Annotated in this window: 10 protein-coding genes and 1 pseudogene; 5 read left to right on the forward strand and 6 right to left on the reverse strand. The window is 37.0% G+C overall.

Annotated elements, in window-relative coordinates; translation table 11 throughout:
- Positions 1-18 precede the first annotated feature (18 nt).
- Complete coding sequence (pruA, locus tag BN986_RS15915; RefSeq protein ID WP_040981861.1) at positions 19-1,566, reverse strand: L-glutamate gamma-semialdehyde dehydrogenase; 1,548 nt, start codon at positions 1,564-1,566, stop codon at positions 19-21.
- Positions 1,567-1,809: 243 nt separating this feature from the next.
- Here pruA and BN986_RS15920 point away from each other — a divergent pair, with 243 nt between their 5' ends.
- The 4 genes from BN986_RS15920 to BN986_RS15935 all read left to right on the forward strand — a co-directional run bounded on the left by BN986_RS15920 (position 1,810) and on the right by BN986_RS15935 (position 6,053).
- The gene (locus tag BN986_RS15920) at positions 1,810-3,171 is read left to right on the forward strand and encodes a sigma-54 interaction domain-containing protein (RefSeq protein WP_052400834.1); all 1,362 of its coding nucleotides are present in this window, start codon (positions 1,810-1,812) and stop codon (positions 3,169-3,171) included.
- 166 nt (positions 3,172-3,337) lie between these two features.
- On the forward strand, positions 3,338-3,517 hold the full coding sequence (locus tag BN986_RS15925; RefSeq protein ID WP_040981863.1) for an aspartyl-phosphate phosphatase Spo0E family protein: 180 nt from the start codon (positions 3,338-3,340) through the stop codon (positions 3,515-3,517).
- A gap of 313 nt (positions 3,518-3,830) precedes the next feature.
- The gene (locus tag BN986_RS15930; RefSeq protein WP_040981865.1) at positions 3,831-4,358 is read left to right on the forward strand and encodes an NfeD family membrane protein; all 528 of its coding nucleotides are present in this window, start codon (positions 3,831-3,833) and stop codon (positions 4,356-4,358) included.
- A gap of 141 nt (positions 4,359-4,499) precedes the next feature.
- Complete coding sequence (locus tag BN986_RS15935) at positions 4,500-6,053, forward strand: flotillin family protein (RefSeq protein WP_040981867.1); 1,554 nt, start codon at positions 4,500-4,502, stop codon at positions 6,051-6,053.
- 206 nt (positions 6,054-6,259) lie between these two features.
- Here BN986_RS15935 and BN986_RS15940 read toward each other — a convergent pair whose 3' ends face one another.
- The 3 genes from BN986_RS15940 to BN986_RS15950 all read right to left on the reverse strand — a co-directional run bounded on the left by BN986_RS15940 (position 6,260) and on the right by BN986_RS15950 (position 8,407).
- A complete protein-coding gene (locus tag BN986_RS15940; protein WP_040981869.1) occupies positions 6,260-6,691 on the reverse strand; it encodes an HIT family protein in 432 nt (143 codons plus the stop codon).
- Positions 6,692-6,751: 60 nt separating this feature from the next.
- Positions 6,752-7,369 carry a helix-turn-helix domain-containing protein gene (locus tag BN986_RS15945; RefSeq protein ID WP_244445016.1) on the reverse strand — a complete coding sequence of 206 codons (618 nt, stop codon included), beginning with the start codon at positions 7,367-7,369 and terminating at the stop codon, positions 6,752-6,754.
- Positions 7,370-7,504: 135 nt separating this feature from the next.
- A complete protein-coding gene (locus tag BN986_RS15950; RefSeq protein ID WP_040981871.1) occupies positions 7,505-8,407 on the reverse strand; it encodes a hydroxymethylglutaryl-CoA lyase in 903 nt (300 codons plus the stop codon).
- A 734-nt stretch (positions 8,408-9,141) separates the two neighbouring features.
- Here BN986_RS15950 and BN986_RS15955 point away from each other — a divergent pair.
- Positions 9,142-10,734: an amidohydrolase gene (locus tag BN986_RS15955; protein ID WP_040981873.1), complete on the forward strand. Its 1,593-nt coding sequence runs from the start codon at positions 9,142-9,144 to the stop codon at positions 10,732-10,734.
- 310 nt (positions 10,735-11,044) lie between these two features.
- Here BN986_RS15955 and BN986_RS15960 read toward each other — a convergent pair.
- A pseudogene (locus BN986_RS15960) lies at positions 11,045-11,701 on the reverse strand (DUF443 family protein).
- Between the two features lie 662 nt (positions 11,702-12,363).
- Positions 12,364-12,573: a hypothetical protein gene (locus BN986_RS15970; protein ID WP_040981880.1), complete on the reverse strand. Its 210-nt coding sequence runs from the start codon at positions 12,571-12,573 to the stop codon at positions 12,364-12,366.
- Positions 12,574-13,368: the final 795 nt, after the last annotated feature.

Below are 13,368 nucleotides of genomic sequence, written 5' to 3' on the forward strand. Positions count from 1 at the left end.
CAGATAAATTGTCATCCATTAAAATTGTTCAGATACAATTTTAGCCTCTAAGAAATGCTGCAGATAATCAGGCCCTCCTGCTTTTGAATCTGTTCCTGACATTTTAAATCCGCCAAACGGCTGATAACCGACAATTGCAGCTGTACAACCACGGTTGAAATAAAGGTTACCCACATGGAAGTCTTCACGCGCGCGTTCTAAATGGGCACGATTTGTGGAGATAACAGCTCCTGTCAATCCGTACTCCGTATTGTTTGCAATTTCCAGCAATTCGTCAAAATCTTTTGCCTTTGCAAATGCAACAACAGGTCCAAAAATTTCCTCTTGCATGATACGTGCTTTTGGATCTAAATCTTTGAAAATGGTTGGATAAATAAAGAATCCTTTGGAGTCATCCGTTTCTCCGCCAAAAACGAGCTCGCCTTCTTCTTTTCCAATTTCAATATAATTTTTAATTTTATCAAATTGCGTTTGGTTAATAACCGAAGCCATATACACATTTTCTTCTGATGGGTTACCAACTGTTAAAGTTTTTGCAATTTCAACTGATTTCTCGATAACTTCATCATAAACATCCTCATGGATGATTGCACGAGAGCATGCAGAGCACTTTTGTCCTGAAAAACCAAAAGCAGAGTGAACAATCGACTCAGCTGCTAAATCTAAATCCGCTGTTTCATCGACAATAATTGTATCCTTCCCACCCATTTCTGCAACAACACGCTTCAAGTGCTGCTGACCTTCTTGAATTTTAGCGGCGCGTTCAAAAATTCGAACACCTGTAGCTCTAGAACCTGTAAAATTAATAAAGTGCGTATCTTTATGATCTACTAGATAATCTCCAATTTCTTTTGGATCTCCCGGTACAAAATTCAATACGCCTTTTGGTAAACCAGCTTCTTCTAATACTTCCACAAGCTTATATGCAATAACTGGCGTATTTTCAGAAGGTTTTAATAAAACTGGATTCCCGGCAACAATTGGCGCTGCAACTGTTCCGCACACAATAGCAAAAGCAAAATTCCATGGTGGGATAACGACTCCGGGTCCCATAGCTTTATAGAAATATTTGTTATCCTCCGTTATCCGGTCTTCCACATGCTTCCCCTGATCAAGTTCCAACATTTGGCGGCCATAATATTCTAAGAAATCAATTCCTTCAGCGATATCTCCATCTGCCTGGTCCCACGGCTTTCCTGCATCCTGAATTAGCCATGCGGAAAATTCATGCTTACGACGACGAACAATAGCTGCTGCACGGAATAAAACGTGTGCTCTATCTTCTACAGGTACTTTTCTCCATGTTTCATATGCTTCTACCGCTGCTTCAAATGCCTGTTCTACATGTTCCTTTGTAGCTTTAGATACTTTGCCGACAATTTCTTTCTTATTTGCTGAATTAATAGCAACCAGTTTATCCTCTGTATATATTTTTTCTCCATTAATAACAAGTGGATAATCCTTACCTAATTCTGTGCGGACAGAACGTAAAGCTGACTCGAGCTCTTTCCTATTTTCTTCTACCTTAAAATCTGTAAAAGGTTCATGTTTGAATGGTAATACCATGTAAAATACCTCCTAGTAAATAATATGATTCTGTTCTATATCAAACTACAAGCAAAAAATATGCCAGTTTTAAAAATATAGATTTAAAACTGCTGTGAATGCTTATGATCGTTGGAAGCGATTTCATTTTTTTTAAAATTTCTATTGCTTTTATTAGTGATTTATATTTACAATAATGTAAAGTAATAGTACACATACTGTATAGACACTTTACAATATACTTTACACTTTTGAGGTGATCATATGAATGAAGTTTTTTTCTTTGAGGAATTATTAAATTCAGAAGATGATGCTATAACAATTGTTAACAGAGAAAAAAAAGTAATCTATTGGAATAATGCGGCAGAACAAACCTATCAAATTGCTAAGGAACAAATTATTAACCAGCCTATCACGAATTTTTTTTCACATGATGATCTGATGGTAATGAACGTATTAAACACGATGAAACCTGTCAAAAATGCCTATCATAGACCAAGAAAAGACAAACATGTTGTTGTAAATTCATCTCCTGTCTTCAATCAGGAAAATACATTAATTGGCGTGATTTCGATTGAACGTGATATTACGCATATTGTAAAACTAAATGACAATTTAGAAAGCACCTCTCAAGAATTACAGGAACTAAAACAAAAAATGACTCCCGCTTCGTCCAACTCTCCCTTTGCCAAATTAAAAGGAGACAGTCAAGCACTCCACCAGATGATTCGACTAGCTAGTAAAACGGCTGACACAGATGCAACGACATTAATTCTAGGAGAAAGTGGTACAGGCAAAGAAGTATGTGCCAGGGCTATCCATGATGCTAGTAAGAGAAAAGATGCTCCTTTTATCCCTGTCAATTGTGGTGCAATTCCGCAAGCTCTATTTGAAAGTGAATTATTCGGATATGAAAGTGGTTCCTTTACAGGCGCTGAAAAAGGAGGAAAAGCTGGAAAAATTGAAATGGCTGATGGTGGTACAATTTTTTTAGATGAAGTCGGTGAGCTCCCTTTAGATATGCAAGTGAAGCTTCTACGTGTTCTGCAGGAAAATCGCATTTACCGGATCGGTAACTCCCGAGGAAAACAAATTGATGTCCGTTTTATAGCTGCAACAAATCAAGATTTAGAGAAACTGATGCAAGAGAATAAATTTAGATCAGATTTATTTTATAGATTAAATGTTATTCAATTAACCATGCCTCCTTTACGTGATAGGATAAAAGATATTAACATACTCGCAAAAACGTTTTTAAAACAATTTGCGGTTAAATATCAGACTTCTGTTCCAGAGTTACCTACTGATACAATGGAGGTATTACAACAATACCATTGGCCTGGTAATATAAGAGAAATCCGGAATCTGATGGAGAGAATCATTATTTTACATGAAGGAGCAACTTTAACAAGGCAGGATGTATTAAGTTTTCTCCCTGGTTCATTTTCAAAGGCCTCATTATCCCCTATTGATACGCTGCCATTGGAGAAGGAAAACATAGAAAAAATATCCATTGAACAAGCCTTAGATCGATGTAACGGCAATAAATCCAAAGCGGCTAAGCAATTAGGGATATCCCGGGTGACATTGTATCAAAAAATCAAAAAATACAATCTTAATAACTAATCTAAATTTGTATTGTCGAAAAATATAATCTTATTACTAGTTTTGTCGAAGGTATTCCATTTTATTTCATCTTTTGCGATAATTCTTTTGGTACTTTAATAACAATACTCTTATTACGTTATTCATTGCAGCCAAAAATTACTAGGAAAGGTGCATCGTATATGACATGAAGTATGAAAGAAAACTTGGTGAGTACAATAGGGAAACCATTGTACTGTCCATTGTTCAAAAAAGAAGTGAAATGTTACAACAAGCACAAAAGAATGGCTTAGGAGCCAAAGAAACCGTCAATTGCAGCCAAGAATTAGATGAACTGATGAATCAGCTAGTTCTTTTAGATAATTAACATAAAGTGAAACATTGTTTTTTGGGTTTTTCTTACTCCTTCTACATAATGGAGCGCTAGATTACCCATTGGACAAATCAGTTTGTTACCAGCAAGCTAATCCCCTGCCTGTACTTTTTTGTATCTTAGGAAATTTTTACGCAGGGGGCTTGCTGCTAATTAAATTGTGATAAATAGTGAAAGAGGCTCTTTTCTTAAAAGAGTCTCTGTTTTATTATAGTAGTATAAAACAAAACCCCCTCAAAAAAATGAAACCAAATAAGAAGGATAAACGTACATATTAAGTAAGACAAAGAGTAAGGGAGGGTACATATTGACATTATTTGGTTACGCTATACAAGATTTATATTTATGGGTGTTAATTATAGCAGCGATTTTAACCGTAGTCGTCTTGCTATTTGGAGATTTGTTGGATGGTATTTTTGAATCAATTCCTTTCTTACATCCCGTACTCATTCTCTCCTTTTTCATTTTTTTCTCTGCCATCGGATATGTTCTCGAATGGTTCATGAACTGGTCGAGTCTTGTAATTCTTATTATTTCTTCTATATTAAGTATTATTTTTGTAACTCTCCTGCATTTATTTGTGCTTGTCCCAATCAGATCCGCCGAACAATCATGGGGATATTCCGAAGAAGCACTAATTGGCAGTGTAGGAACCGCGATTGTATCTATTCCAGTTGATGGTTATGGAGAAGTAATCGTCCAATGGAAGAGCGGGGTTATTTCAAAACCGGCTGTTAGCTATGATAATGAAGCAATCTCTCAGAATGAGCGTGTTTTGATTATCGAAATAAAAGATGGAGTTTTCTATGTCAGTCCATATGAATCGTTGGATTAGCTAATTATAGATTAGCTTTTCATATATAATGAAGCTGCATTCTTTTTAATTACAGAGAATGATAGTGGATAGATTCAGGTTGTTATTATTTTACTCACTTGTAATAGCAGCCTGAAAAATAAAACTTAGAGGAGGAAAAAAATGTCAGAACTTTGGATTGTCATTATTGTAGCAGCCGCACTTCTTTTAGCATTACTCGGTTTATTTGTAACAAAATACCGTACTGCTGGACCTGATGAAGCGCTTATTGTTACAGGGAGTTATTTAGGTGGAAAGAATGTTCACGTCGATGAAGCCGGAAATAAAATTAAAATTATTCGTGGTGGCGGTACATTCGTTGTTCCTGTCTTTCAACAAGCGGAACCACTTAGTCTATTATCTAGTAAATTGGAGGTAACTACTCCAGAAGTTTACACAGAACAAGGTGTTCCTGTTTTAGCAGATGGTACAGCAATTATAAAAATAGGTGGATCTATCAGTGAAATTGCTACAGCAGCAGAACAATTTCTTGGAAAATCAAAACAAGACCGAGAGCTTGAAGCAAAAGAAGTTCTAGAAGGTCATTTGCGTTCCATCTTAGGTTCTATGACGGTTGAAGAAATCTATAAAAACCGTGATAAGTTCTCTCAAGAAGTACAGAGAGTTGCTTCCAATGACTTGGCTAAAATGGGATTAATTATTGTATCTTTTACTATTAAAGATGTTAGAGATTCCAACGGATACTTAGAATCACTTGGTCGGCCTCGTATCGCTCAAGTAAAGCGTGATGCTGATATTGCTACTGCTGAAGCAGAAAAAGAAACAAGAATTAAGCGTGCGGAAGCAGCAAAAGATGCAAAACGTGCAGAATTACAGCGAGCAACAGAGATTGCGGAGTCAGAAAAAGAAAATCAATTAAAAACTTCTGAATACCGTCGTGAGCAAGATACAGCAAAAGCACGTGCAGACCAAGCTTATGATTTTGAAACAGCCCGTTCTAAACAAGAAGTTACGGAACAAGAAATGCAAATCAAAATCATCGAGCGTCAAAAACAAATTGAGTTGGAAGAAAAAGAGATTCTGCGTCGTGAAAAACAATATGACTCAGAAGTTAAGAAAAAAGCAGACGCAGACAGATACTCTGTTGAGCAATCTGCCGTTGCTGAGAAAGCCAGAGAAATGGCTACAGCGGATGCGAATCAATATCGCATTGAAACAGCAGCTCGTGCAGAAGCTGAAAAAGTCCGTGTTGACGGTCTCGCAAAAGCAGATGCAGAACGTGCTCAAGGGGAATCAGAAGCAGAAGTTATCCGCTTGAAAGGTCTTGCAGAAGCAGAAGCAAAAGAAAAAGTTGCGCAAGCCTTTGAACAATATGGAGAAGCAGCTATTCTTGATATGGTTATCAAAATGCTTCCAGATTATGCGAAACAAGTGGCAAGTCCGCTATCCAATATTGATAAAATTACAGTTGTCGATACAGGAAGCAATGGCTCTAATGGTGGAGCAAATAAAGTTTCCAGCTATGCAACTAACTTAATCAGTACATTACAGGAAAACTTAAAAGAAACCTCTGGAATTGACATTAAAGAATTACTGGCAGGCGCATCAAAAGGAAAGGTTGCTTCAGAAGTCGATCAAACGCCTGCATCAACAGCAAGTTCAGAAGTTGCTGCAGCGAAAACGGACAGTAAAAATAGCAGTGGTGCAACAGATTAATAACATAACAGTATGATTCTATTTTAAATAAAACTGTTCATTTGTAAACAAAACTACGGATTCGCTAAAATCGAGCGAATCCGTAGTTTTTCTTGTACCTTGCTATTGTAGAACAAAAGTCTTTCACTTCAAATTTTTTATAGTGAAAGGCTTTTCTAATATTTTTATGTAATATCAATGACATTTACTCTTTTTGGCATTGACCTTTAAAATCGAATCTCCCCTTCTTCTTTTTCTGTCCGGCTATTTAAGGAAGACTTAAACAAATAACGTATCCCTTTTCCCGCCATCTGTTCATTTTCATAGCGGGGAAGCAAATGCAAATGGGCATGGTTCACATGCTGGCCGGCCACTTCTCCACTATTCCAGCCAACATTATATCCAGAAGGTTTATGATTTTCATCAATGATAAATTTCGCTTTGTGCAGAATATCTTTAATCGCCAACCATTCTTCATCCGTTATATCGAATGGGGATACACGATGTGCTTTGGTTACAATTACTCCAGCACCTTCAAGTGGAATTCCAGATTGTTTTGCTTCATCCAATTGTAAAAATCTAGCTTGTTCATTTTCCAAAACAACCTGCTGATTGACTAACAGTTGAGGATAACAAAAAGGACATGAAGAATTGTCCATGATCCAGCCTCCTTTCGAATTACTTTAATCAATTTCCATCTTCTAATTTAAAAATCCATCTCAAACCCTGTCGATAAAACAGGTTAATACCTTTGCCTCCTGATCATCTACTGGAAGGAATAAATGCGGTTTAGAGCCGGCAAAATAAGCACTGTCTCCTGTTTGGAGCAGCTGCTTTTTTCCATCATATAACAGCTCTATTTCCCCTTCCAATACATAGATAAATTCATCCTGTGAATGCGTATATGTTTTTTCATCACGCAGATTCAAAGACTTTGGGGTAACATGGACAATAGTCGGTTCAATCCCGCTATATTGAGAACGGTTAGCAAGAATTTCATAGGAGTAGCCCATACTTTCATCCCCTACTTTTTGTGGACGGTTACTTTTTTTCTGAATCACAATATCCTGTTCTTCTTTATCATCCAACACCCATGATAGTTGTATATGTAAAGCATCACAGATTCGGGATAATGTCGCTATTGCTGAGGCTGTCTGTCCATTCTCAATTTTAGACAAAAGACTTTTAGAAATACTGGAAGCGTCCGCAATTTCTTGCTGCGTTTTATTTTCCCGCCGTCTTGCATATTTTATTTTTTCACCAATTTTATGTAATTCGATGCTGCTCATTCCTTTCTTCTGCCAAATTTTTTCGGATGCTATAATATACTTAATCATAAGCTAGACAAACTAATAGAGTCAATCGATTCTCTAATACTATTTTCAAAAAATAAGGAAAACATGATATTCGCTAACACACTAAAAAGCCTTGCCATCATTAGCTTGACAAGGCTTTTCTGCTGTTTTCATATTTCAAGCATTTTTCAAATAAGCGACGGATCTGCTGGGAAGTGTTTTTCCGAGCTTATTTTGAATATATATACTTGCTTCCTGAATACGCTTCTCATTTATTCCTGTCTCAATTCCGAGTCCGTTTAACAGGTAAAGAACATCATTAGTAGCAACATTACCTGCCGCTCCCGGTGCATACGGACATCCGCCCAGGCCGCCGACTGTACTGTCAAATCGGGTAATGCCCATGTGAAGCGCCGTCATGATATTCGCTATCGCCATTCCTCTCGTATCATGAAAATGCAATATTAGTTTATCTTTTGGAAAATAAGGAAAAAGACCTTCGAGTAACTTCTCCACTTGCATGGGTACAGCCGTTCCAATGGTATCACCAAGGGAAAGATAATCTACTCCGCTTTCAATTAATTGATTACATACGCTGAGTACATCCTTCACTGCAACCCGTCCCTCATATGGACAATCAAATACAGTAGAAACATAACCTGTTACAATTTTTCCAGCATTTTTAGCTTCTTTAACAACTTCCGTTAACACTGGATACGTCTCTGGAATACGTTTATTAATATTTTTAAGATTATGCGTCTCACTTGCCGACATAAACACAGAAGCGCCGTCAATACCAGCTTCTAAGGCGTGCTCCAATCCTTTCATATTCGGCACTAAAGCGGAATAAGTAACCCCTTTTTCACGGTTGATCCGTCTGCCTACCTCTCTCGCATCCTTCAATGCAGGAATCATTTTAGGATGAACAAAGGATGAATACTCAATTTCCGAGACCCCTGTTTGGGAAAGCATATTAATCCATGCAACCTTATCATCTGTAGAAATCCATTGTTGCTCGTTCTGCAGTCCGTCTCTTGGCCCTACTTCCTTTAAATAAACATTGCTTGGTAATCCACGCATCCATACCCCTCCCTTTGTATGCGTTTTCAATTCAAGCTATGAAAATCCATATCAAATGTGCATGACTCGCAATCCAAATAGCATAGATATTACAGGATATCATACCTAAGTTTATTTAAAATTCATCTTTCTACCTTTATATAATATTCAATCCAGTTTCCTTTTGTTCAACTTTGTTGAATTAAGTATATAATAAAATTTCTGAAAATGTCAATCCTGCCTGCTGTCAAAATGAAACAATTTTGATAAAATATAATCATAGCTCCATTCATTAGAAGGTTTTCTGTATGGGGATTATTAGGCATCTGTGGCATAGTTTCAGTGTGTTCCGTTTTTTAATCATTTACTCAACTTTCGCAGCTTAAAAAGTAACCTCATTTTCATAGAAACAGGGGTTGATTGTTCTTTTGATAACTTCCTTGACAAAGAAAGAATAGAAGGTGAAGTGTAAAATACCGCTGCGGCGGACCGTTTTGCTTTCCGACGTACAACGGTTTTGATGGGGCGAGTAATCGCAGTCCCAGGACGTCGGAAAGCGGAGTGGTTGGACGGAGCGGAAGCTATACACTATCATTAGCTCAAAAAAAGCTGATTTAACTAAAAAGCAAGCACAATAAAAAAGAACTTGATAATCCTGAAACAGCAAGATATATATGCTTATTCTTAAGTGCGAAAGTTGAGTCATTTATATGCGTACTGTAAAACATACGATAATTTAGACAAGGAGCGTTTTCATGATAAAGATTTATACCAATGGTGTCATACATACATTTCAACCTTCTCAGCCAGTTGTAGAGGCTGTTGTTATTAAAGATGGACGTTTCATAGATATGGGTCCTGCCGAGCAAATGCTTTCTTTCTGGAGTTCAAAAAGTGATGCGATTATTGATCTGGACGGAAAAGCTGCTACCCCGGGATTAACGGATACACACCTCCATCTTTCTGTGCAGGCAATGAAGTTTATTGATTTAGATGTGACCGGTGTGACAAAGAAAGAAGTATTTTTAAATAAGATAAAACAACATGCTGACACATTGGACAAAGGAGAATGGCTGCTTGGCGCTGGCTGGGACGAAAACCTGTTTACGGATGGTGGTCTGCCAACAAAAAAAGAGCTTGATGCAGTTGCACCTCATCATCCACTTTTTCTGACAAGAATATGTGAGCATGCTGCGGTGGTTAACTCGAAAGCACTTGAGAAGATTCATTATTCCAGTACATTACCTATACCGGTGAGCGGCGAAATTGTAACGGATACCAATGGGGAACCTACCGGGTTAGTTTTGGAATCTGCATCCGCATTATTTAAAGCACAAATTCCTGAAAAAACGTATAGCACATGGAAAAAAGCCCTTCGTAAAACCATTTCCACGGTTATTGAACACGGAGTGACAAGTGTGCACTCCAATGATCCAGCATACTTAGGCGGTTTACAGCAAACGTACCAGCTCTATCAGGAATTATTAAATGTAGAACAAATGGGACTGCGCACTAATTTATTAATTGATTATAACTTTTTAGAAGATCTTCATGCAGAGGGAATGTATGCCGGATTCGGCAATAACACGCTGCAAATCGGAGCAGTAAAAATATTTGCAGATGGCGCCTTTGGTAGAAGAACCGCACTATTAAAAGAGGCGTATTCCGATCAAGCAGGACAATTTGGAGAATCCATGCTTACACAAGAGACCTTGTATGCGATTATTAAACGCTCCAGAGAACTATCCATGCCTGTGGCTGTTCATACAATCGGTGATCAAGCATTAGAAAATGTCCTGGATATACTGGACCAGTTTCCAACGACAGCATATAGAGATCGATTGATCCATGCCCAAGTCGTCAATCCAGATTTGGTACAGCGTCTTTCCACACCTGGTCGTATCGTTGATATTCAGCCCCGCTTCCTTGCGAGTGATTATCCATGGGTAACAGATCGTCTTGGAGAAGCACGTATGCCCTATGCTTATGCTTGGAAAACACTCCTTGATAGCGGCGTTATTTGCGGTGGCGGATCTGATGCCCCCGTAGAACCCATTAATCCTTTACTTGGTATTCATGCAGCTGTTACAAGAAAAGCCCCAGGTGATACACATAACGGCTGGTATCCGGAGCAAAAATTAAGTATGCGTGAAGCTTTTTATCTTTTTACAAAATATGCAGCTTATACGACAAACGAAGAAAAGATAAAGGGAACGATCTCACGGGGAAAATTTGCAGATATGACCGTTTATTCTATGGATCCGTTTCAAATGAAGGACGCAGATGAATTATTAGACACCAGTATTGAAATGACGATTATTAATGGAGATATTATGTATCGGAAATAATTTTCGTATGGAAAGTCCAGTTTTAGAGTATAAATGAGGTGCTGCGGGAGGGTACAGATTAGATTTCCTCTTTTCCTCTCCCGCAAGAATTTATATATGTTTTTAGCATTTAAATACGTGAATACATTGCTCATTCAAAGAGCTTCATTATTACTTATTACTTTTAACTTACATTATGAGTCATTCCTAACCTTTTCCTAAAACATATCAACCATACGTTAGAGAATTCTTTATCGACAATCACCTTTACGGATAGGACAGTCTCCTATCCCCCTGTATTAAACTACTCTCCTGAAAAAGCTTTGCAGCTCTATGTATTTTTCACTTTTACATTAACAGTGCCTTCTCTTACTGTTTTTCGATTAACCATTAAAAATCCAAGTAGAAATCCTGACGTTATGATTAACACCATGACATTTTTCGTTTCAGTATATGCCCAAAACATGAAAGAAACCAGCACCAAAAGAAATACATAACTAAATAAGACATTTAAAAAATGTTTGAAAGAACTAGGCATAATCCATAATTTTTTCTGGGGCATATCTTCAAGTTTAATCATCTCATACAGTTTTTGTTTACTGTTACGGCTAAGTATACGATACCATATTCCTACCAATAGGATAGCAAATAATAGCAATGCTATATTAACCTTTGGAGACATCGGAACATTGAAATATTCCATTAAGGGAGCTAAAGAGACGCCTGCTCCATAAGAAACCCCCGCTATGGACATAATACCAGCAATTCCTTTCCTCTCCATTTTTTCAGTCTATAACTGTTCCGCGATCTCCTGATTTTCTATCCTGAAAATAGTATTTGGAAGCAGCCAAAAGAAAAATGGAAAAATAACTTTCCAAAAGGAGCTTTCTATATCCATAATGTAGGTTTCTCCGTTAATTATCAAAATCCGATACCGTTCATTGTTAGCTAGATGCCTTATTTCGCTCTTCATAAAACAATATTTCATCCTTTCTTTACAAGCTAATGTTATCTATCAGAAACAAGGGAGATTAATGCGAATGCAGCGTGCTTTAAGGCATCCATAAAACGAAACTTCATTCAGTGGGAGTTTTTCGACGCACAACTCTTTACGATGGGGCGAGTAACCGCAAAAGCTCTTCGATGGGACGAGTAATCGCAGTCCCAGCCCCAACCCCAGGACGTCGCGAACTTAGTCTGCTTCCTTCATTCTCTCACTGAATTAGCCTGAGTGATTCAGGGAGTTAGCGCCCGTTATCTCCCGCCTAAATAAATTTATTTTCGCTCTTTATTTTGAGGCGGGAGTTTTACGGACGGTTCTCCGTGATAAACACTAATGTTTTTAAAGTGATTCCCTTCATATTCATCTGTCTATTCTGGCTATCATTCAATTTTTTACTTTTTTATGTTTTGGCTTCCTCTCGGAATTTTAAATTACCAAATACTTTATGGGAAAGCATTTATAAGCTATGTAATATTAAAAATAGATTTACCAATGTATAGCGCAAAAGAAAAATTAGCTGGATTACCTCCAGTCGAATGCCATACTAAACCCATCCATTCAGATGCATAATAAAAATTTTTAACTTTTGAGGGCCGCCTATGTAAACAGTTTTTTATAACATCATTTGCTACATATCGCGTAACAAGTTATGATAATTCATTATTATCTCCACATTTATCGACAATACGTTTTAACATGGTACCTATTATAATAGTTGACATACAAACAATAAAAGTGGTCCAGAAAGTGAGTTCAATTTCAAAAGTACCTATTATTAAGATCCAAACAAATAGTACAATTAAACGCCAGGTATCTTTTTTTAAATTCTTAATTTTTTTGAATAAATTGTGTTTCATATTCCTACATCCTCTACAAGATAAACTCTCTTTCCTTAATTCCCTCCAATGGAATTTTAACACGCGAATTACTGATTTCATGTTTAGTTTATTTATTTTCACTTTGAGCAGTTCAATTGATTGCATTCGGAACTTGATTTAACATTTTTAATTAGTTATTTCGAAATAATAATTGATTCATAGAATCAATATGGAGTAAAAAAACTTTAGTAACTACTAAGTTTATGAAGAGATTAAAAATATCTAACCTATATAAGAATTCTTGTATCTTTTGATACTGATTAGCCTTTCTTATTTGGTAAAAAGTTCTTAACAAAAGAAGCATACCGACGATAATATGCTTCTTTATTCCATTGGACCTGTAATCGTTCCTTTTTTAATGTTTGGTATTTCTTCCTGCAACCAGTCTTGAAAAAACTCTTGAAAGCGTTCTTCTTCATTTATTGAAATTATCAACTTAATCCCATAAAGAAAACGGGTTTAGTGCACCCAGACCACTTTCATGCGCATTTCCAAAAGCATCCGCTGCATAAGATGCCCAACCGTTCACAGTTTCCAGACTATCTTGTCACCTATCTAGTCCATAATATCTTGATACTCGAAAACGTTATTTTCATATGTAAATTCAAAAGTTATTGTCAGACCTACACTTACTATTACAAAAGCTGCTACTCCTCATGCAACTGAGTTTGAGACGCAAAATCCACTTAGAGCTGCTGTTTCCACCTCCTTGGCAACAAAAATGACTTTGCTTCCATTTTTTTATGCTATTCTCTTATTTAGAAGAGCTAAACC

It is taken from the genome of Oceanobacillus jeddahensis, from assembly GCF_000750635.1.
Lineage (GTDB): Bacteria > Bacillota > Bacilli > Bacillales > Amphibacillaceae > Oceanobacillus > Oceanobacillus jeddahense.

Coding starts and splice junctions, on each gene's coding strand:
- pruA (WP_040981861.1), bottom strand. CDS start 1,566: ATGGTATTACCATTCAAACATGAACCTTTTACAGATTTTAAGGTAGAA.
- BN986_RS15920 (WP_052400834.1), top strand. CDS start 1,810: ATGAATGAAGTTTTTTTCTTTGAGGAATTATTAAATTCAGAAGATGAT.
- BN986_RS15925 (WP_040981863.1), top strand. CDS start 3,338: ATGAAGTATGAAAGAAAACTTGGTGAGTACAATAGGGAAACCATTGTA.
- BN986_RS15935 (WP_040981867.1), top strand. CDS start 4,500: ATGTCAGAACTTTGGATTGTCATTATTGTAGCAGCCGCACTTCTTTTA.
- BN986_RS15940 (WP_040981869.1), bottom strand. CDS start 6,691: ATGGACAATTCTTCATGTCCTTTTTGTTATCCTCAACTGTTAGTCAAT.
- BN986_RS15945 (WP_244445016.1), bottom strand. CDS start 7,369: ATGATTAAGTATATTATAGCATCCGAAAAAATTTGGCAGAAGAAAGGA.
- BN986_RS15950 (WP_040981871.1), bottom strand. CDS start 8,407: ATGCGTGGATTACCAAGCAATGTTTATTTAAAGGAAGTAGGGCCAAGA.
- BN986_RS15955 (WP_040981873.1), top strand. CDS start 9,142: ATGATAAAGATTTATACCAATGGTGTCATACATACATTTCAACCTTCT.
- BN986_RS15970 (WP_040981880.1), bottom strand. CDS start 12,573: ATGAAACACAATTTATTCAAAAAAATTAAGAATTTAAAAAAAGATACC.